General features: G+C 48.1%; 20 protein-coding genes. 1 reads left to right on the top strand and 19 read right to left on the bottom strand.

Annotation, left to right across the window (positions count from 1 at the left end; genetic code table 11):
• Positions 1–11: 11 nt before the first annotated feature.
• From KNP98_RS04305 to KNP98_RS04275, 7 genes are all read right to left on the bottom strand, one after another.
• Positions 12–995, bottom strand: coding sequence for an alpha-ketoacid dehydrogenase subunit beta (locus KNP98_RS04305; RefSeq protein ID WP_088836623.1), 984 nt, complete (start codon positions 993–995; stop codon positions 12–14).
• Positions 992–2,005: a thiamine pyrophosphate-dependent dehydrogenase E1 component subunit alpha gene (locus tag KNP98_RS04300; RefSeq protein ID WP_029333083.1), complete on the bottom strand. Its 1,014-nt coding sequence runs from the start codon at positions 2,003–2,005 to the stop codon at positions 992–994. Before KNP98_RS04300 ends, KNP98_RS04305 begins: the two co-directional genes overlap by 4 nt.
• Before the next feature lie 13 nt (positions 2,006–2,018).
• Positions 2,019–3,434, bottom strand: a complete 1,416-nt coding sequence (gene lpdA / locus KNP98_RS04295) for a dihydrolipoyl dehydrogenase (RefSeq protein ID WP_214810745.1) — start codon at positions 3,432–3,434, stop codon at positions 2,019–2,021.
• Positions 3,404–4,507, bottom strand: a complete 1,104-nt coding sequence (gene buk / locus KNP98_RS04290) for a butyrate kinase (RefSeq protein WP_214805189.1) — start codon at positions 4,505–4,507, stop codon at positions 3,404–3,406. Before buk ends, lpdA begins: the two co-directional genes overlap by 31 nt.
• 13 nt (positions 4,508–4,520) lie before the next feature.
• Entirely contained in the window at positions 4,521–5,645 is a 1,125-nt protein-coding gene (locus KNP98_RS04285; protein ID WP_214810743.1) for a Leu/Phe/Val dehydrogenase, read from the bottom strand.
• A 13-nt stretch (positions 5,646–5,658) separates the two neighbouring features.
• Positions 5,659–6,579 (bottom strand): phosphate butyryltransferase, encoded by a 921-nt coding sequence (yqiS, locus tag KNP98_RS04280; RefSeq protein WP_088836619.1) that lies wholly within the window; start codon positions 6,577–6,579, stop codon positions 5,659–5,661.
• 146 nt (positions 6,580–6,725) lie between these two features.
• Positions 6,726–8,381, bottom strand: coding sequence for a sigma-54 interaction domain-containing protein (locus tag KNP98_RS04275; protein ID WP_214765375.1), 1,656 nt, complete (start codon positions 8,379–8,381; stop codon positions 6,726–6,728).
• Between the two features lie 121 nt (positions 8,382–8,502).
• Between KNP98_RS04275 and KNP98_RS04270 the strand changes: the two genes are divergently transcribed.
• The gene (locus KNP98_RS04270; protein WP_029333078.1) at positions 8,503–8,757 is read left to right on the top strand and encodes a DUF2627 family protein; all 255 of its coding nucleotides are present in this window, start codon (positions 8,503–8,505) and stop codon (positions 8,755–8,757) included.
• A gap of 762 nt (positions 8,758–9,519) precedes the next feature.
• Here the strand turns inward: KNP98_RS04270 and spo0A are convergent.
• The 12 genes from spo0A to accB all read right to left on the bottom strand — a co-directional run bounded on the left by spo0A (position 9,520) and on the right by accB (position 21,022).
• On the bottom strand, positions 9,520–10,233 hold the full coding sequence (gene spo0A, locus KNP98_RS04265; protein WP_029333077.1) for a sporulation transcription factor Spo0A: 714 nt from the start codon (positions 10,231–10,233) through the stop codon (positions 9,520–9,522).
• A 3-nt stretch (positions 10,234–10,236) separates the two neighbouring features.
• Complete coding sequence (recN, locus tag KNP98_RS04260) at positions 10,237–11,943, bottom strand: DNA repair protein RecN (RefSeq protein WP_214810742.1); 1,707 nt, start codon at positions 11,941–11,943, stop codon at positions 10,237–10,239.
• A gap of 12 nt (positions 11,944–11,955) precedes the next feature.
• Positions 11,956–12,405, bottom strand: a complete 450-nt coding sequence (gene ahrC, locus KNP98_RS04255) for a transcriptional regulator AhrC/ArgR (RefSeq protein ID WP_088836615.1) — start codon at positions 12,403–12,405, stop codon at positions 11,956–11,958.
• Positions 12,406–12,547: 142 nt separating this feature from the next.
• Positions 12,548–13,354 (bottom strand): TlyA family RNA methyltransferase, encoded by an 807-nt coding sequence (locus KNP98_RS04250; RefSeq protein ID WP_088836614.1) that lies wholly within the window; start codon positions 13,352–13,354, stop codon positions 12,548–12,550.
• A 6-nt stretch (positions 13,355–13,360) separates the two neighbouring features.
• Entirely contained in the window at positions 13,361–15,247 is a 1,887-nt protein-coding gene (gene dxs, locus KNP98_RS04245) for a 1-deoxy-D-xylulose-5-phosphate synthase (protein ID WP_029333073.1), read from the bottom strand.
• A 119-nt stretch (positions 15,248–15,366) separates the two neighbouring features.
• Positions 15,367–16,236, bottom strand: coding sequence for a polyprenyl synthetase family protein (locus KNP98_RS04240; RefSeq protein ID WP_214769950.1), 870 nt, complete (start codon positions 16,234–16,236; stop codon positions 15,367–15,369).
• A complete protein-coding gene (locus tag KNP98_RS04235; RefSeq protein ID WP_029333071.1) occupies positions 16,233–16,454 on the bottom strand; it encodes an exodeoxyribonuclease VII small subunit in 222 nt (73 codons plus the stop codon). The genes KNP98_RS04240 and KNP98_RS04235 overlap by 4 nt, the downstream gene beginning before the upstream one ends.
• Position 16,455: 1 nt before the next feature.
• Positions 16,456–17,775, bottom strand: coding sequence for an exodeoxyribonuclease VII large subunit (gene xseA / locus KNP98_RS04230; RefSeq protein WP_214810740.1), 1,320 nt, complete (start codon positions 17,773–17,775; stop codon positions 16,456–16,458).
• Positions 17,772–18,605, bottom strand: coding sequence for a bifunctional methylenetetrahydrofolate dehydrogenase/methenyltetrahydrofolate cyclohydrolase FolD (gene folD, locus KNP98_RS04225; RefSeq protein WP_088836611.1), 834 nt, complete (start codon positions 18,603–18,605; stop codon positions 17,772–17,774). The genes xseA and folD overlap by 4 nt, the downstream gene beginning before the upstream one ends.
• Positions 18,606–18,670: 65 nt before the next feature.
• Positions 18,671–19,072: a transcription antitermination factor NusB gene (gene nusB / locus KNP98_RS04220; protein ID WP_239456902.1), complete on the bottom strand. Its 402-nt coding sequence runs from the start codon at positions 19,070–19,072 to the stop codon at positions 18,671–18,673.
• A 121-nt stretch (positions 19,073–19,193) separates the two neighbouring features.
• A complete protein-coding gene (gene accC / locus KNP98_RS04215) occupies positions 19,194–20,546 on the bottom strand; it encodes an acetyl-CoA carboxylase biotin carboxylase subunit (protein ID WP_239456856.1) in 1,353 nt (450 codons plus the stop codon).
• 14 nt (positions 20,547–20,560) lie between these two features.
• Positions 20,561–21,022: an acetyl-CoA carboxylase biotin carboxyl carrier protein gene (gene accB, locus KNP98_RS04210; protein WP_088836609.1), complete on the bottom strand. Its 462-nt coding sequence runs from the start codon at positions 21,020–21,022 to the stop codon at positions 20,561–20,563.
• Positions 21,023–21,074 lie beyond the last annotated feature (52 nt).

Genomic DNA, 21,074 nt, shown 5'->3' with positions numbered 1-21,074 from the left:
ACGGGTCCCCCTCAGTACGCGTAGAGCGTCCGGATTTTATCTTCAATTTTTTCGCTTGAGATATTAAAGAATTTCTCCATCGTCGGTGCATATGGCATCGCCGGTACATCGGGTCCGCACAATCGTTCGACTGGTGCATCAAGATCGAACAACGCTTCTTCCGCGATAATCGCCGAGACTTCACTCATGACACTGCCTTCTTTATTGTCTTCCGTCACGAGCAAGACTTTACCCGTTTTTTGTGCCGCTGCGACGACTGCCGCCCGGTCGATCGGATAGACGGTCCGAAGATCAAGGATATGGACGTCGATGCCGTCTTTTTCAAGACGTGCTGCTGCGTCAAGCGCCATTTGGACACAAAGTCCGTATGAGATGACGGTGACGTCTTCTCCGTCCCGTTTGACATCGGCTTTCCCGATTTCAACCGTATAGTCCTCTTCCGGAACTTCACCTTTTAACAACCGGTAGCCCCGTTTATGTTCAAAGAACAGCACAGGATCATTCGAGCGAATCGCAGCCTTCAATAACCCTTTGGCATCGTATGGGTTTGACGGAATGACGATTTTTAGACCCGGCGTCGAATTGAACATCGCTTCGACCGATTGTGAATGGTACAACGCACCATGAATGCCGCCGCCAAAGGGTGCGCGGATGACGATTGGACAAATCCAGTCATTGTTCGAACGGTACCGGATTTTTGCCGCTTCACTGACGATTTGGTTGACGGCCGGCATGATGAAGTCGGCGAACTGCATCTCAGCAATCGGACGCATGCCATACATGGCGGCTCCGATTCCAACACCTGCAATCGCACTCTCAGCGAGTGGTGCATCGATGACACGTTCTTCCCCGAACTGCTCGAGCAATCCTTGTGTCGCCCGGAATACTCCACCACGGACACCGACGTCTTCTCCTAAGATAAAGACGGAATCATCCCGTTCCATTTCTTCTTTGATTGCGCTATTGATGGCTTCAATTAAACTTAATGTCGTCATTTCGTTTCCTCCTCGTCGTACACGTAACGAAGTGCGTTTTCCGGTAAGTCATACGCCGCTGCTTCTGCATAAGCCGTCGCTTCTTCGACTTCACGTTCGAGCGTCGTCTCGATTTCTGTCGCTGACTCCTCCGTCAAGACACCCATATCAATCAATTTCGCACGGAAAATCTTGATGCCGTCACGTGTTTTCAGTTCTGCCAGTTCTTCTGCCGAACGGTATGATTTGTCATCATCGTCTGACGAGTGGGGGACAAGACGTTCAACTTCGACTTCGATTAACGTCGGACCTTCCCCACGAATGCCACGGTCACGTGCTTCCTTGACTGCTTTATAGACGGCGAGTGGATCAATCCCGTCAATCGTCACACCCGGCATGCCATAGCCGATTGCGCGGTCTGCGACATGTTTCGCTGACAATTGTTTCGAGAGGGGTGTTGAAATCGCATATTTATTGTTCTCACAGAATAGAATGACCGGTAATTTATGAATCCCGGCAAAGTTTGCTCCTTCGTGGAAATCCCCTTGGTTCGATGATCCTTCACCAAACGAAACGTACGCGACAAGTGGTTCCTTACGCATTTTCGCAGCCAGGGCGATCCCGACCGCATGCGGGACTTGTGTCGTGACAGGACTCGATCCCGTGACGATGTTTAAAGCACGTGAGCCGTAGTGTCCCGGCATTTGACGTCCACCTGAGTTTGGATCTTCCGCTTTCGCGAACGCAGACAACATGATGTCACGCGATGTTTGACCAAAATGAAGGACGACCCCTAAATCACGGTAGTACGGTAAAATATAATCCGTTCCTTTTTCGAGTGCGAATGCCGCCCCGACTTGCGCCGCCTCTTGCCCCTGGCAAGAAACGAGGAACGGAATCTTACCGGCCCGGTTCAATTTCCACATCCGCTCATCGATTTTTCGTGCCCGTACCATCGTCTCGAACATCTGGATTGCATCCTGCTCCGTCAGTCCGAGCTCAACGAGTTCTTTAAATTCTATTTTTTCCATCTGTTATTCCTCCTTATGCGTGAACCGCTAATCCGTCAACTGCTAATGCTGCTTCACCGAATGCTTCTGACAGGGCCGGGTGCGGGTGAACGAGCTGCCCGACTTCCCATGCCGTCGCATTCAAGACAAGCGCCAGCCCGCCTTCGCTAATCAGTTCCGTTGCTTTTGGTCCGACGATATGGACACCGACTAAATCGTCCGTTTTGGCATCAGAGACCAGCTTGATGAACCCGGCGGCTTCACCTTCGATGCGTGCCTTACCGAGTCCGTTAAACGAAAACATCCCCGTTTTGACGTCCATTCCGGCATTTTTTGCTTCAGCTTCCGTCAGACCGACCGAAGCAGCTTCCGGTACACTGTAGATACAGCGTGGGACAAACGCGTAATTGAGTGGCGTCGTCGATCCATTGACGATTGCTTCGACCGCTTTTGCGCCTTCAGCAGATGCAACGTGTGCCAGTTGCAGACGTCCGATGACATCGCCAATCGCATAGATATGATTGTCTTTTGTCCGGAAATCATCATCGACTTGAATAAACCCGTTTTCGACGACGATGTTCGTATTCTCAAGCCCAATCCCTTCGACGTTCGCCATCCGTCCGATCGCGACAAGCAACTTGTCCGCCGCAAGCGTCGTGATGTCACCATTTCGATTGACGTCAATCGTCACACCGGACTCCGTCATCTTGAAGCTGTCACTTTGCGCAGCCGCGCTCGTCAAAATCTTGACTCCGCGTTTTTTCAACTGACGAGCGACTTCACGACTGACCGCCTGATCTTCAGTCGGTAAAATCCGGTCGCTGAACTCGACGACCGTGACATTGACATCAAAGTCCGTCAACATCGATGCCCATTCGATTCCGATGACCCCGCCGCCGATGATGACGATCGAGGCAGGTAACGCATTCATGTCGAGTGCTTCATCCGAGCTGAGGACATATTCGGAATCAAACGACAGACCGGCTAGCGGACGCGGGCGTGATCCTGTCGCGACAATCAATTGGCGCGGTAAAATCAATTCCCCTTCTTCCGGTTCGACACTGATTGTCCCCGGCATCGGTGAAAAGATGCTTGGCCCAAGAATCGATCCCCGACCATGGAAGACTTCGATTTTGCCTTTTTCCATCAAATGTTGAATCCCGGATTCCAGTCCATCGATGATGTCTTGTTTCCGTTGTTTGACCTGTTCGAATCGTAAAAACGACTCCGGTACGTCGACGCCATATGTAGCGGCGTGTTTGACTGTCTGATAGACCGCTGCTGATTTCAAGAGTGCCTTTGAAGGGATACAGCCACGGTGTAAACAGGTTCCCCCGAGTTTTCCTTGTTCTACGATCGCGACCGTCTTGCCGGCTTGTGCAGCGCGAATTGCTGCGACATAACCGCCCGGTCCGCCACCTAAGACAACGACGTCGAATTCTCTAGCCATGTTGGTTCGCCTCCATATTCCTTAACTTCTTCTTCTCCACGTAACACGCGTATTACACCTTCCGCAAGTGCACGTAACTCATCTTCACCCGGAATCCGGATCACTTGTCCGAGGTGTGCGACGCGTTCTTCGATTGCACTCGTCAACCGGTCGCTGTATGCTAAGCCACCCGTTAAAATGATGGCATCGATTTGACCATATAAGACTGCACTTTGGGCAGCAATTTCTTTTGCAATCCGGTAAGCCATCGCGTCGTACAGTAAGGCAGCCTTCTCGTCCCCGGCATCGATTCGACGTTCAATTTCGATTGCGTCAAATGTCCCTAGGTGCGCGACAAGTCCGCCTGACCCTACGACCAGACGCTTCATTTCCTCGAGTTTATACTTGGTACTATAACATAGTTCTATTAGTTGACCAACAGGAAGGGACCCACTTCGTTCCGGCGAAAATGAGCCTTCCCCGTCAAGACCATTATTGACATCGATGACCCGTCCGTCGAGATGTGCACCGACGGTAATCCCGCCCCCCATGTGTGCAACGATCAGACGCATTTCCTCATACGGCATCTCCGCTTGTTTCGCATATCGTTTCGCGACTGCTTTTTGATTCAAGGCATGAAAAATGCTTTTGCGTTCAAGTTCAGGTAATCCCGTAAGTCGGGCAATCGGCTCAAGTTCATCTACGACGACCGGATCGACGATGAACGATGGAATCGATAACGTGCGAGCGATTTCGTCTGCTAGTAGACCTCCGAGATTCGATGCATGGACCCCAAAAATGCCACTCAATAAATCTTCACGCATTTCCTGGTTGACGGCATACGTCCCACTGACGAGCGGACGAAGCAGGCCGCCGCGTCCGACAACCGCAGTAAGCGCTTTCAATTCAATCTTTTCTTGTGCCAATACATCCAACACCACTTGACGCCGTATTTCCAGCTGAGCGTGAAGCGGTCCTCCGACCGCTTCAGCTGGGTGGCGTAACGTCTTCGCAAACAACTGCTCCGTTCCTTCGAAGATTCCAATCTTCGTCGAAGTCGAGCCTGGATTGATCGTTAAAATACGTTCGCTCATCTGAATCCTCCTCTTATCCGCGTGACCCTAAGATATTTTTATCACGACGTAAGAATTGACTGCGTGCACTGCGCATCGTCGCAATCCGCTCTTCTGCCATTTTTTCAGCTGCACGATACGTCGGCAAGTGGTCACGTTTTGAAATCTCGATGACTTTTGCGACAGCGTCATACACAAGTTCAACTTTTTTCATTGCCCGGTCACGGTTGTATCCATCCAGTTCGTCCGCGACGTTGATGACACCACCTGCATTGATGACGAAGTCTGGCGCGTACAGAATACCGCGTTCTTCGAGCATGTCACCGTGGCGATCTTCTTTCAGCTGGTTGTTTGCAGCACCGGCGATGACTTTGACTTTCAGTTGAGGAATCGTTTCGTCGTTCAATGTTGCCCCAAGCGCACATGGTGCGAAGATATCGGCGTCAACGCTGTAAATTTCATCTGGTCCGACAATTAAAGCACCGAATGCTTCTTCCGCACGACGTAAGGCATCTTGATTGATGTCCGTGACGATTAATTTTGCTCCTTCTTCATGGAGATGACGGCAAAGATTGAATGCCACGTTCCCGACACCTTGGATGGCAATTGTTTTTCCACCAAGCGAATCTGTTCCGTAGACTTCTTTGGCTGCTGCTTTCATCCCACGGTAAACACCGTACGCTGTGACCGGTGACGGGTTTCCGCTTGAACCGAAGGCTGGACTGACACCTGTCACGAAATCTGTTTCCATGTGAATGTAATCCATGTCAGCGACCGTCGTATTGACGTCCTCCGCTGTGATGTAACGCCCGTTCAATGACTGGACATAACGGCCGAATGCACGGAATAATGCTTCTGATTTTTGAGTTTTTGCATCACCGATGATGACGGCTTTCCCGCCACCGAGGTTGAGACCCGCTGCTGCATTTTTATACGTCATCCCTTTTGATAAACGAAGAGCATCAACTAATGCTTCCTCGTCAGATGCATAGTCCCACATACGAAGACCGCCAAGCGCTGGACCGAGCGTCGTATCGTGGATGGCGATGATGGCTTTTAACCCCGAAACTTTATCATGACAGAACACGACTTGTTCATAATCTTCCATTTCCATTGTTTCAAAGATACTAAAGCGTGTTTCTACATTTGTTTCAACCATTTTAAGTTCCTCCTCAGATTGTTTGTTTGATTTTTTTCGTTTGTTGCGCATTAAGTAAAGCAAAGGCTAATGAATAGAGTTTCGCTTCTGCCGTATCTGCCCGACTTGTCAATACGACGGGTGCTTTCGCTCCAACTAAAATCGCCGCGACTGAAGCATGTGCGAAATACATCAGTGATTTATAAATGACGTTCCCGACTTCAATTTGTGGCACGACAAGAAGATCTGCTGCCCCCGCAACGTCACCTGTCAGTCCTTTTTGTTTGGCTGCGTCTAGATTGACGGCGTTATCAAGCGCGAGTGGTCCATCGACAAGGCAATCCTTGATTTGACCGCGGCGGTTCATCTGTGTCAATAAGGCGGCGTCGATCGTCGCCTGCATTGTCGGATTAACGACCTCGACTGCTGCGAGGACGGCTACTTTCGGAAGTGTATAGCCGATTGCGCGAAGTGCCGATACCCCGTTTTCAATGATGTGGACCTTATCTTCAAGCGTCGGTGCGATATGGATTGCAGCGTCCGTCAAACCAATTGCCGATTCGCGACCTGCTACTTCAAACAATGCGACATGAGATAAGACGTTCCCCGAACGTAATCCCATCTCTTTGTTCAGAACGGCTTTCATGAACGTTGCTGTCGGAACAAGTCCTTTCATCAAGACGCTCGCATCCCCTTTACGTACAGCGTAAGCTGCACGTTCTGCCGCCTCTTGAGCAGTCGCAGTGTGTGTGATCACAAATTGTGACTCCGACAATCCACGCGCATGGATCATCTGTTGAATCCGGGTCGCATCCCCAAATAAATGAAAGCGAGCTAAATCATGTTCAATCGCAAGTGCGACGGCATCCATGACTTCTTCGTCATCCGCGGAAGCAATCGCAACGATTGAATCCTCAAGCTGAGCAGCTTGTTTTAGCATTTGATCAAACTTCACTTTGTTTCCCCCTAACCTGTCATTCAATTTTATTTAATAGCAATTTTCGTGCCATAATGAAAACGCTATCTTTTCGGCATGAACCCTTTCTTAATTTTGCATTTAATTGCATTTAATGCAATATGTTGCACGCAAAAAACTGCAAATTATTGATAAATATTAAATCGCTCCACTTTATAATACAAAGCACGCAAGGAAATGCCGAGTTGTTTTGCGGCTTCTGTTTTATTGCCATCAAAAGCCTCGAGAGCTTCGCGAATCAAACGTTCCTCGACATAAGACATCTCGTCAGACAGATGCTTAATTTCTTTTTTAGGACGTTCAACTTGTTTTTTAGCGACCGGATAATCGAGCTGGAGGTGGCCTTTTCGTAAAACATCTTCCGTCTTGTCCGTAAAGATCAACGCACGACCGATGACATTCTCAAGCTCACGGACATTTCCTTTCCACTCCTGCTTTCGAATCACTTCCAGTGCATCTTCCGAAATCCGGGCGACGGACCGGCCATAACTTTGATTTAACTTCCGTAGCAAGTGCGTTGATAGCGGCAAAAGATCATCCGGGCGTTCACGCAAGGCTGGTATGTGAATCGGAAGTCGATTGATCCGGTAGTAAAGATCTTCGCGAAACTCACCGGTAATGATTTTTTGCTCCAGGTTCGCATTTGTCGCTGCAATGATTCTTACATCGACCGGTACCGATTTCGTTCCACCGACGCGAACGACTTCATTTTCTTGTAAGACCCGTAATAACTTCACTTGTACATCGAGCGGCAGTTCTCCAATTTCATCAAGAAAAAGTGATCCGCCATGCGCCTCTTCAAAATAACCACGCTTTCCACCACGGCGCGCTCCCGAGAACGCTCCTTCTTCATAACCAAACAGCTCACTCTCTAACAGACTTGGAGCGATTGCTGCACAGTTAACACGGACAAGCTGTTCGTATCGCCGCTCACTCGCAGCGTGAATCGCATGCGCAAACAATTCTTTGCCTGTTCCTGACTCTCCCCGAATCAAGACATTAACCGGCATCGTTGCAGCAAGCTTTGCTTGATCGACGACGAAACGCATCGCTTCACTTTCAGCGATGATATCGTCAAACGTATATTTCGCCTCGAGTGTCCGAATTTTTTGACGTGCCGCCTTCAATTCTTTCGCGAGCGCCTTCATTTCAGAAATATCACGAATGACACCAACCGACCCCCGAACTTGCCCATCCACGACGACCGGTTCCGCATTGACGATGATATCACGTCGATCGTGACCAATCTTCATCCGCGCATCACGAACACTTTCACCCGTCTCAAGGACACGCAGGTGAACCGATTCCTGCATCCCGATGTCAGCGCTTGCTGGTTTGCCGATGACGTCCTGTCCACTGTACCCCGTCATTCGTGTATAGGCCGGATTGATTAACATCGTTTGACCGTCTTGATCGGCAACCGAAATTGCCTCACTTGTACAATGGATGATGGCTTCAAGCATTCGTTCTTTTTCCGTCAGCCGTTCAATCAGAACGCGTACGAATTCTCCCGGCAGAACGGCTGCTTCGGGAAAGAATTGAATCAACTGTTCGAATACGCCACGTTTTCCCGTCGCATCGATGATGAAGTCGACCGTCGTTCCTTCAAAGGCCGTCCAAGATGTCTCGACACGAATTTCTCCGCGTCTTGCCAGCTGAAGACCTGGTGCTTGTTCATTTGAATCAACGACTCCGATGACCGTCAAGAGCGGTGAACGTTGGAAGGCATGTAGCACTTCCGTCCCGCCTTGTCCGGCACCGACAATCAGAAGATGGTGCATCGTTATTCCCCCTTTGAAACTGCTTACATCTTTATCCTACCTATAATAAAACAAGAGGGCAAACCCGATTCGCAGTCTTACCTGATTTTTGATACAATACGCTTGGAAAGGGGTCACTTCTATGCGAATCATCGGACTACTAACTTTATTGATTCCTGGCATCATTGGAGCCATCGGAATCAAACTTATGCGTGACAGTGTCTTTTTAATTGCCCAGTTCCCGTTTGCATACCTTGGGGACTCGGCCTATGTATATGTTTTACAGGGGGTTGTCGGACTCGCCTTAGCGATGGGTGGGATTGGTTTTGTCGCAGGGTATGTTTTTTATCGTGATAAGAAACGTGGAAAAGTCTCCGAACGGTATCAAAAAAAGTGAACACAGAAAAAGGTCCCCATCTCTTGAACTCATTTCAAGCGCGGGACCTTTTACTCATATAAAGTTGGATTCACGTACGGATGAACTCCTCTCATAGTAGAACTATTCGTGTACTTCAATACCATAGGTTGTCCTCTTAATGAAGAGGTTGAAAGAAATCAGATCTGGCTATCGAGCGATCGATAGAATGGTGATACTACTCCATTATCTGACTGTACTTGGACCTAGGTGAAGCTTAATGTCATCCGCTTCGAGCAGTAACACTTTCGGTTGCTAACAATCACTGCTAGACAACACTCCTTTTCACGAACTGTACTTGTATTTCGGACATTTACGTTACCTTCCACTTTCCCCTTGCTTTGAAATCATGGAAGTCCCTATCACTTCGAGATTCTCATCTAGAAATGATACGAAAGGTCTTGATAAAACATCTATCAAGAGAATGTTGTCCATCATTCTTGAGCTATTTACAGGTAGCGTCCTGAGATGAGGCTTGTGGAATGGGTTCTCCGGAAACCGATTCGACTCGACGTTCATCTGACGTCTTTCCAAATGATTTGGTACCTTTATTATAACAAACATTTCAGTTTATGCAATGTTTTTTTTATTGAATATTCTAATAAATATAAATAATTTCTTTTATTACTTCGTCACTCGCGCCTCTCACATCTCCCCCTCTTCGTTCTCACGGACGAGCTATCAGCTTTACAAGGTACTCTTTCTAGCAAAAATCACTCGATCTCACGGATCGAGTGGTTAATTTCAAGACGGTTTCATATAATTTGAGACGTACGAGATGAACTCCGAGTTTTTCGGACTCTTTTCTTGCTCAATCCGTCCTGTGAACAAGGTATGATCACTCATCCCTTCTTTCCAGGCCGATTTGATGGCATGGCGCATCGCCCGTTCCACACGGGAAGATGTCGTTTTATGGGTGCGGGCAATCGTCGGATATAACTCTTTTGTGATTAATCCGAGCAGTTCTTCACGTTCTAAAACGAGCCCAACCGCATCTTTTAAATAAGTAAATCCTTTAATATGCGGCGCAATCCCGACTTCTCGTAAAACGGTCGCTATTTTCGAATCCATCGTTTCCGGTTGAATCGTTGGATTATTGTTCGTCACAAGGCGAATTTTGTTGACTAACTGATTCATGCTGAACGGTTTCAGCAAGAAATAAGCAGCACCTAACGTCACTGCCTGTTGTGATACCTCATCTTTACCGAAGGCACTCAACATGATGACAGCCGGATTATTTTTTTGTTTCATCAATTCTTCGAGGACCCCTAATCCATCCAGGTGCGGCATGATGATGTCTAGCAACAACACATCGGTCTCGACTTCTTTTAATTTCTCAAGACACTTCTCCCCATCATATGCGACACATACGACTTCCATATCCTCTTGAGTAGCGAGATGCTGGCGAATCAATTCGACCATCTCTCGGTTGTCATCTGCGATCCCGACTCTAATCAATCCTTACACCCCATTTTTAAGCGATTCCTTCATACTCATTGCTTGGTCCATCAATTCTTCCGCATGACGAAGCGTCAAGTCCGTCATATGTGTTCCGGAAATCATCCGTCCAAGCTCATTTCCACGGTCTGCTTCCGTCAAGACGTTGACCTGTGTCGTCGTCCGGTCCGTCTCTTCGACTTTACGAATATAGAGATGCTGATCCGCCATCGAGGCGACTTGCGGCAAGTGTGTAATACAGAGCACTTGTCCTTCAATCGATAAACGATAGATTTTCTCCGCCATTGCTTGCGCGACCCGTCCCGATACCCCCGTATCGACTTCATCAAAAATAATTGATGCGACGCCGAGCGAACGCGAGAAGATTGACTTGAGTCCGAGCATGATCCGAGATAGCTCCCCTCCGGAAGCGACTTTCCCGAGCGATTTAAACGGTTCACCCGCATTGGTCATGATATAAAATTCAATTTGATCGATTCCATTTTTTCGTAAGGCCGGCGTTTTTCCATCTTGCATGAACCGAATTTCGAACCGTGCTTTTTCCATGTAGAGTTCACGCAGTTCTAAATGAATCGCCTCGCCAAGCAACTGTGCCGCTTTTCGGCGTGCCTTCGATAGCTTATTGCCAATCTCAAACAGCTCACTTTCAAGCAACTCGACTTCTGCCTTTAGCTTTTCAATGCGTTCATCACGATTCGTCATCGTATCAAGCTCAATCCCAATTTTTTCACCATAGGCGATGACTTCCTCGATTGTCGCACCATATTTCCGCTTCAGCTGTTGGAAAACAGATAAGCGCTGTTCAATTTCGTCTAACCGGTTCGAATCGAACTCTAATGTCTCAAGTTGATCACGAATCGCGTACCCGACTTCTTCAAGACCGTAAAAAGCGCTCGCGATGGCATCACTTTGATTCGCGAACTGATCATCGATGCTCGATGCTTGTTGCAGCTCCCGCATCGCATCCCCAACTGAATCAATCCCGCGCATTTCATCATGAAGCGCATCGTAGGCGGCTTTTAACGAATCGTGCAACTTTTCGAAGTTCGCGAGTCGGTTCCGTTCACTCAACAGTTCATCTTCTTCTCCTTGACGAAGGTTCGCACTCGTGATTTCTTCTGTCTGAAATGATAATAAATCAATCCGTTGTGCAAGTTCCTGCTCACTCTGTGCCAGTGATTGTAATGCCATCCGTTTTTCCTCGTACAGCCCGAACTTTTTTTGATACTCGTGCAGACGCGAGGAAATCGTCTCATGACCAAAATCATCAAGAATCGATTGGTGGTACGTATTTTCCATCAAGTGTTGGTGTTCATGTTGACCATGGAGATCCACGAGCACACGACCGAACTCACGTAAAATCGTCAGCGTGACGAGCTTATTATTGACACGACAAACACTTTTACCAGAAGCAAATAAGTCTCGGCGTAAAATGATGGATCCATCTTCGACGTCGATGCCATATTCTTCAGCTAATGTGTAGACCATATGCCCGTCCTCAATCATGAACAGTCCTTCGAGTTCCGCCTTATCTTCGCCATAACGAACAAATTCAGCAGAACCCCGTCCGCCAATCAATAAACCGATTGCATCGAGGACGATGGATTTACCAGCACCCGTTTCTCCAGTCAAGACAGTCATTCCTTTTTTGAAATGAATCTGCAGCTGGTCAATGATCGCGAATTGTTTGATCGATAATTCAGCTAACATCTTGTCAACTCCTTAAAGCATCCCTAAAATTCGTTCCGTCACTTCTTTTGCTGTATCTTCACTTCGAGCAATCATTAAAATCGTATCATCGCCACAAACCGTCCCGAGCAGTTCCGACCAGCCTAAGTGATCGAGTAGGACACCGATTGCATTGGCGTTACCCGGTAAGACATGCATGACAATCAAATTTTGAGCAAAATCAATCGAAATAAAGCTATCACCTAGTAAACGGCGTAATTTCCCTAATGGATTAAAACGCTGATCGGCAGGCAAACTATACTTATAACGGCCATCGTTTAACGGCACCTTTACAAGATGTAGCTCCTTAATGTCTCGTGATACAGTCGCTTGCGTCACTTTGTATCCAGCATTCCGAAGTTCTTCGACCAATTCATCTTGAGTCTCGATTTCAGATTGCGTAATGATTTCCCGAATCTTAATCAACCGTTGCCCCTTTGTCATCCTTGCACCTCGCTATATTCTTCGCTGTTACTATTGTAATCCAATAAATCATGAAAAGTCCACGTTTGCCATTTTTCGTACGGGTCGAAAAAAGAAGCAGACTCCAACATGACGAAGTCTGCTTCCATGATAGTTTTCTTTTTTACAACGCTTGATGTGCCAGACGAACCGTATCCGCTGGGTCAACGATTGTTTCCATGCCGGGTGTTGTCAGCTGCGCATGTAAGAGAAACTCGATATTTCCTTCACCACCTGTAATCGGTGAAAAATCAAGTTGCTTCACATGGAACCCTTCACGAATGAAGAATTCGACCATCTCCTCAAGAACTCGTCCGTGAACACGTTCATCCCGAACGATTCCTTTTTTCCCGACATCGTCCCGTCCCGCTTCAAACTGTGGTTTGACAAGGGCAATGACGTCGCCCTCCTCAGCTAAAATCGTTTTCAGTGGTGGAATGATGAGACGAAGTGAAATAAAGGAGACATCGATTGTCGCGAAACTTGGCTGAACAGGAAACATGTCTCGTGTCGCATGACGGAAATTCGTTTTCTCCATCGCCGTCACACGAGGATCTGACCGAAGTTTCCAATCGAGTTGATTTGATCCAACATCGAGGGCGTACATATGTGCCGCACCATTTTGAAGGGCACAGTCCGTAAAACCACCTGTTGATGAACCGATATCGAGCCCTGTCCGGTCCGTCACGTCGATGTCAAAGACCTCAAGTGCCTTCTCCATCTTAAAACCACCGCGCCCGACGTATGGCATCACTTGTCCTTTAACGGCCAAGTCGATGTCGGACTTCACTTTTTCTCCTGCCTTCTCTAATCGTTCCGTTCCACTGAAGACGAGCCCGGCCATGATCGTCCGCTTCGCTTTTTCACGTGTTTCGCATAAACCGCGCTCGACGAGTAACACGTCGAGGCGGATTTTTTTAACATTTTCCATTAATCGTTACACACTCTGTTTCTTTCCTTGATTGACAAAAGCACGTACTTCTTCCGCGATTTGTCCAGGCAATAATCCGATTTCTTCAAGTAGCTCGTTGACGCCACCGTGCTCGATATACCAATCTGGAATACCGAATCGTTTGACGCGTGGGAACGCTTCCTGCTCATTCGCATGTTCAAGAACTGCAGAACCGAAGCCGCCTTTTAAGACTGCTTCCTCCAGCGTGACGAGTGGAATACCTTCCGCATACAGTGCATCCAACATTTTCCCGTCGAGTGGCTTGATTGTCCGCGCATTGATGACACGAACAGACAGTTCTCCCTCGAGCAGATCTGCGATTTTCAACGCATCTTGGACTTGTGGTCCGAATGCCATGATTGCAACATCCGTTCCTTCACGTTCGACTTCCCATGTATCGAGCGAAATTTCGTGTAACGTCTCATCCATCGTTACACCGATTCCTTCCCCTCTTGGGAAACGGACAGCAATTGGTCCTTCATACTTCACAGCCGAATAAAGTAAATGTTGCAGTTCGTTCTCGTCTTTCGCCATGACGATCCGGATATTCGGAACGTGGCGCATGAACGCGATATCGAAGACGCCTTGGTGTGTTTCTCCGTCTGCTCCGACAAGACCTGACCGGTCAATCGTAAACGTCACGTCAAGATTTTGACGCGCGACATCGTGGACAAGTTGATCGTAAGCTCGCTGGAAGAAGGTCGAATAAATGGAAACGACGGGTTTCATCCCTTGCGTCGCTTGACCCGCTGCGAACGTGACGGCATGTTGTTCCGCAATCCCGACATCAAACATTCGGTTTGGGAACTCCTTCTCAAAGCAATCGAGTTTTGAACCGACGCTCATTGCCGGTGTAATCAATGTTAATTTTTCATCATCTCGTGCCATCTTCGTCAATGTATTCGCGACCGTGAATGAATAACTCGGCGCTTTCGATTTACCTTTGATGACTTCACCAGACTCCATCTTGTATGGTCCGAGACCGTGCCAGGTTCCAACTCCATCATATTCAGCTGGGCGATACCCTTTTCCTTTTTTCGTGATGACATGAAGCAGGACCGGCCCTTGCTCTTTTTTGACGTAATTCAACTGTTCAATCAAATCCGTCAAGTCATGTCCATCGACTGGACCGTAATAGTTAAAGCCGAGTTCTTCAAAGAACATTCCTGGAACAAGTGCGCCTTTGACGGCTTCTTTTAGTTTTTCACTACCTTTTTCAAGACTTCCACCGATCAGCGGGATTTTCTTGATTAATGTCTCAAGTTCATCTTGCGCATAACGGACTTTACGTGAAGAACGAATACGACCTAACATCTGATGCATCGCACCGACGTTCGGTGCAATCGACATCTCGTTATCATTAAGGATGACGATGACATTTTGTTGTTCCGCACCGATGTGGTTTAAAGCTTCAAGTGCCATTCCACCAGTCAATGCACCATCTCCGATGATCGCAATCGCCCGGTCGTCATTTCCTTTTAACTCGTTTGAGACGGCAATACCCATCGCCGCCGACAACGAGGTCGAACTATGCCCAGTTTCCCAAACGTCATGAATGCTTTCATTTCGTTTCGGGAATCCGCATAATCCTTTGTGTTTGCGTAACGTATCAAACTGTCCCGCACGTCCCGTCAAGATTTTATGCACGTATGCCTGGTGACCGACGTCCCAAACAAATTTATCGTTCGGACTATCAAATTCTCGGTGAAGTGCTAATGTCAATTCGACGACACCTAGATTCGGTGCTAAGTGACCACCCGTCGTAGCCAATTCTTCAATCAAAAAGCGTCGGATGTCGCCTGCGAACACATCGAGTTCTGAGACTGACATACGCTTTAAAAATGACGGATCCTGTATTTCTGTCAACTTCATACCTTACCGCCTCTTTTCCTTACATTCTTATATCGTTTGTACCCTACATTGTACTAGAACAATCTAACGAACGCCACATAACTGGCACATAAAAAAGACGACGCCAGGCGTCGTCGATCTCAATGGTCACGCTTGACGACGAAGTCGAGCAAGTCCTTAAGTGTCGTCGCTTCGACCGATAACGCATCAATCGCTTCCTCAGCAGCTTGTACTTGTGCCGCAAGAGCCGTCTTCGCACCCTCTAGACCAAGTAGTTTCGGATAGGTCGCTTTGTCGTTTCCTTCGTCACTCCCGACCGGCTTACCAATCTTTTCAGCATCTCCCGTTACATCTAAAATATCATCTTGAATTTGGAAGGCGATTCCAAGATGACGTCCGTAACGTTGTAAGTGGACTACATCATCTTCGTTTGCTCCAGCAAGAATTCCTCCTGCCTCAACAGCAAACACGAGTAATGCCCCCGTCTTGCGCCGATGAATCGATTCAAGAGCCTCGACATCATCAATGCCACCACGTTCACCGAGCATATCGTCAAGCTGTCCACCGACCATCCCGGCCGCTCCAGCTGCCATGGCGAGACGCTCGAGCAACTGAATCTTGATGTCTGCCGACGCGTCCGTCTCGAGTAAACAGGTAAAGGCATTCGTCAACAACGCATCGCCTGCTAAAATCGCTGTTGCTTCGTCAAACTCGATATGGTTCGTCTTACGCCCACGACGCATGTCATCATCGTCCATTGCTGGTAAATCGTCATGGATTAAAGAATATGTATGAATCATCTCAAGCGCTGCTGCCGTCGCGTCCCCTGTTGTCCGCGAGACACCGTATGCATCAAGGACAGCATAAATCAACGCCGGGCGGACACGCTTTCCTCCAGCATCGAGTGAATAGCGCATCGAAGCACGTAATTGTTCTGGTGCATCGAGTCGGGTCATAAATGATTCGAGCGCACGCTCGACTTGAGCTTTCCATTCCATCAAGGCAATCATTGTGCTCCCCCTTTTTCACGTAACGTTCCATCTTGTTCCAAGATTAAATCGAGTTTCTTTTCAGCTGTCGATAGTTTCCCCTGGCAAAGAGCAGTCAGTTTTACACCTTCCTCATACAACGTCATCGCTTGCTCAAGTGGGGCTTCCCCTTCTTCAAGCAATTCGACGATTTCTTCTAAGCGTTCTAACGCCGCTTCAAATGATTGTTCCGTGTCCATCTCACTCATCCTCTCGTTTCGCTAGAATACTTCCGTCATGAAACTGAATCCGGAAGGCGTCATCCGTCACTTGTTTTACCGATCGAACGAACTCTCCGTTTTGTTCGACATACGTATAACCACGTAATAAGACACGGGTCGGACTAACCGAGTCAAGGCGTGCCACCATTTGGTGCAATCGCTCATGCTTCATCTTCATGTACGGGCGAATCCGTTCCAACTGTTTACGCATCCGCTCAACTTCACGCGACTGCTCTTCAAGACGCTCCCGAACCGGAATCCGTGCTAAACGGTTCGATAGGTTCAACACGCCTTGCTGTTTCGTTAAAATGAGTTGTTTTCCGATCCGATTCAAGTTCATATCGGCCCGGTCAAGGCGCTCCTGTTTTAATCCAAGCAAAACGCGGGGAGACTTTAATCCATAACTCATCGCAAGCCGGATCACTTGTTCCCGTCGGCTCTTGACGAAATAGTCATAGTTTCGTGTCAAACGTCGACTCAGTTCACCGACTCGTTTTTCCAGTTCGGCCGCCTCTGGTGTTACGAGTTCGGCTGCAGCAGTCGGTGTCGCTGCCCGGACATCCGCGACGAAATCACTGATGGTAAAGTCCGTTTCATGACCGACTGCAGAAACAATCAGGATCTGCGACTCATAAATCGCCGTAACGACGTTCATTTCATTGAACGCCCAAAGTTCTTCGATCGAGCCGCCACCGCGACCAATGATTAACACGTCACACGCCTGACGCGCATTCATCTGTTCGATGGCACGAGTAATTTGCGGTGCCGCCTCTTTCCCTTGAACGAGCACTGGCGCGAAGACGATTGCCGCTTGCGGATAGCGTCTCCGTAGTGTCGTCGCGATATCGTGAAGTGCCGCACCTTTTGGTGATGTGATGATTCCGACACGTTGCGGAAACGCCGGGAGCACTTTTTTTAACGCTGGATCGAACCACCCACGTTCTTCGAGTTGTTCTTTCAAACGGACGAAAGCTTCATACAGGGCGCCGACGCCATCTTCCGTCATCCGCTCGACGTAGAGTTGCATCTCGCCGGAAGCGAGATACACGGATAACCGCGCCGTCATGACGACACGCATCCCGTCTTTGATCGGTGATTTCAGGCGACTTGCGTCACGTGCGAACATGACCGCCTTCATCCGTGACTGGTCGTCCTTCAACGTAAAATAAAGGTGACCGGAAGAGTGTCGTTTAAAGTTCGACACTTCTCCCACCACCTGCACTTGCTGTAACAGCGAATCACTTTCAAGTTCACGTTTCACATACCCAACGAGCTCGGAAACTTGAAGTGGGTCATTCATCGTGCTGCCTCGATTGTATTATGGAGCAACATCGTGATCGTCATCGGACCGACACCGCCAGGAACGGGTGTGATCATCGAGGCGACCTCTTTGACCGAATCAAATTCGACGTCCCCGACAAGTTTACCGTCAACACGGTTGACACCGACATCGATGACGACAGCATCCGGCTTGACCATATCTGCCGTAATCAATTTTGGGACACCAACAGCGACAATCAAGATATCCGCTTGACGCGTCATCTCAGAAAGGTTTGCCGTCTTCGAGTGGCAGTAGCTGACTGTCGCGGATTCATTTAAAAATAACATCCCGACCGGTTTGCCGACGATTTGACTCCGACCGACGACGACGACGTGGCTGCCTTGGATCGGAACATTCATTTCTTTGACGAGGTGCAGAATTCCATTTGGGGTACATGGTAAGAACGTTGGTTCACCGATCATCATTTTCCCGACTGAGACCGGATGGAACCCATCGACGTCTTTGTCCGGTGAAATAGCGAAGATGACTTTACTCTCGTCGATTTGTTCCGGCAGCGGCAGTTGAACGAGAATTCCGTGGACACTCGCGTCTGCGTTTAGTCGTTCAATCAACTGGAGTAACTCCGATTCTGATGTCTCTGCCGGTAAACGAATCAAATCCGACTCCATGCCAATTTCTTGTGCCGCTTTTTCTTTCCCGCGGACATACGATTGGCTTGCTGGGTCTTCACCGATTAATACAACGGTCAATTTCGGTTGAATACGTTGTTCTTTCAGACGTGCGACTTCTTCTTTCAGCTTCAAACGATACGATTTTGCGATTTCTTTCCCATCGATTACTACTGCCATGATTTGTCCACTCCCCCAAAAAATTCGTTTCACTCTGCACCTTGAAAAAGGTTATCTTTATCTACTTATGAATTTTCTTTGACTGCTTGTTGTGCGACCTTACCAAGCACACCATTGACGATTTTCGTTGCTTCTTCGTCTGCGAACGCTTTTGTTAATTCGATTGCTTCGTTGATTGTAACGCGGATTGGAATTTTCGGTTCGAACATCAATTCATAGACGGCAAGACGAAGAATCGTCCGTTCGATGTTACCAAGACGCTCAAATGACCAGTTGACGAGCGCTGCCCGTAAATGTTGATCAATCTCATCCTTGTTCGTCTCTACACCAACTACTAATTGCTCTACAAATGTATCATATTCTTTGCCTTCTACTGCGAATTCAATGGCCTCTTGTGCAGACAAGTCAGAAAGTTCCATTTGGAACAAAGATTGTACTGCGAGTTCGCGTGCCATGTGTCGTTTCATCATGATTTCACGTGCTCCTTTTTTTGTCGTTCTCAATCAATTAGTTTAGCACATTCCCCTTTTAAAAAACATAGTGAACGCCAAAAAGACGGGAGTAAAATCCATCGACTCCCGTCATCGTTCATTTTACGATTGCTGCTTTTAACTCACGTTCCGCAAACTTCGTCGTGAAGGTTCCCCGGCGGAATACAGGATGCTGTAAGACCTTTTGATGGAACGGAATTGTCGTTTTGACACCCTCAATCCAAAATTCAGCCAAAGCACGCTCCATTTTCGCACAAGCTTCCTCGCGCGTCTCTGCATGGACAATCAATTTCGCAACCATCGAGTCATAGTACGGAGGAATCATGTAACCTGGATAAACGGCACTATCGATTCGGACACCCATACCACCTGGCGCGACGTATTGTGTGACGCGACCCGCATGTGGTCGGAAATCGTGATCTGGATCTTCTGCGTTAATCCGGCACTCGATTGAATGCCCACGGAACTCGATATCCTCTTGTTGAACTGCTAACGGGTGGTCGAGCGCGACTTGGAGTTGTGCTTGAACAAGATCAAATCCTGTAATCATTTCTGTCACCGGATGCTCGACTTGAATCCGAGTATTCATTTCCATAAAGAAAAATTCTTCTGTTTCTTCGACAAAAATGAATTCGATTGTTCCGGCACCCGTATAGTTGATGGCTTTTGCCGCTTTGACAGCTGCTTCTCCCATTTTTAACCGTGTCGCTGCGCTGACGGCTGGCGAAGGAGCTTCTTCAATCAACTTCTGCATCCGCCGTTGCACCGTACAATCTCGTTCTCCGAGGTGAATGACGTTCCCATGTCGATCGGCAAGCACTTGAACTTCGACGTGACGGAATTCTTCGATGAAACGCTCTAAATAAACATCGCTGTTGCCAAATGCTTGTTTTGCCTCGCGACGTGTTTCTTCTAGTCCATCAATCAGTTCTTGTTTTGTCCGGGCAACACGAATCCCGCGCCCTCCGCCACCTGCCGTCGCTTTAATGATGACCGGATAACCGATTTCTTCAGCGAGACCAATTGCTTCTTGATCCGTCACCGTTCCGTCAGAGCCCGGCACGACCGGGACACCACATTCAATCATCGTTTTTTTCGCGACATCTTTAATGCCCATCTGGCGAATCGCTTGCGACGTCGGACCGACGAATTGAATACCACATGCTTCACACATCTCCGCGAAGTCAACGTTTTCAGCCAGGAATCCGTATCCCGGGTGAATCATCGTTACGTTTCGATTTGTCGCAACGGCGAGAATATTCGTCACATTCAAATAAGAAGACGTCGAACTGACATCGCCGATGCAATATGCTTCGTCTGCCATTCGGACATGAAGTGCTTCTCGATCCGCTGTCGAATAGACAGCAACCGTCTGGATCCCAAGTTCCTTAGCCGCACGAATAATCCGAACGGCGATTTCTCCACGGTTCGCGATTAGTAGTTTTTCCATTCCCATCACCCCGCTCAAGGACGAATCCGGAAGAGTGGCTGACCAAATTCAACAAGGTCTCCATCTGCGACGAGAATTTCGACGACAGTTCCGGCAATTTCCGAATTTAAGTTATTGAATAGTTTCATCGCTTCTAAAATGCAGACGACTTGACCCACTTCGATTTGATCGCCGACTTTGACGAAAGCAGGTTTTTCAGGATTTGCACGTGAATAAAACGTACCGACCATTAGCGCGTTAATTGTGACCGTATCATCCTTCTCTTCCATGACTTCAGGTACAACGGCCGGCTTTTGTGCCGTTTCCACTACTTTTTGCTGGACAGGTGCCGCTGCGACCGCGTCGTGCTGAGATACTACGACACCGTCCCCTTGTTTTTTAAGCTTTAATTTATACGTGTCTGTTTCTAGAGAAAGTTCATTTACGTTTGATTGATCAAGCATTTCTAACACTTGTTTCAACTGATCGATTTTCATCTTCTTTCCATCCCCCATCTAAACATTCATTCTTAATATTATACCAGGTGCT

The sequence above is a fragment of the Exiguobacterium sp. s127 genome (assembly GCF_018618695.1).
GTDB lineage: Bacteria > Bacillota > Bacilli > Exiguobacteriales > Exiguobacteriaceae > Exiguobacterium_A > Exiguobacterium_A oxidotolerans.
The sequence above is the reverse complement of the archived record's forward strand: the minus strand, read 5'-3'. Positions and strand labels throughout refer to the sequence as shown.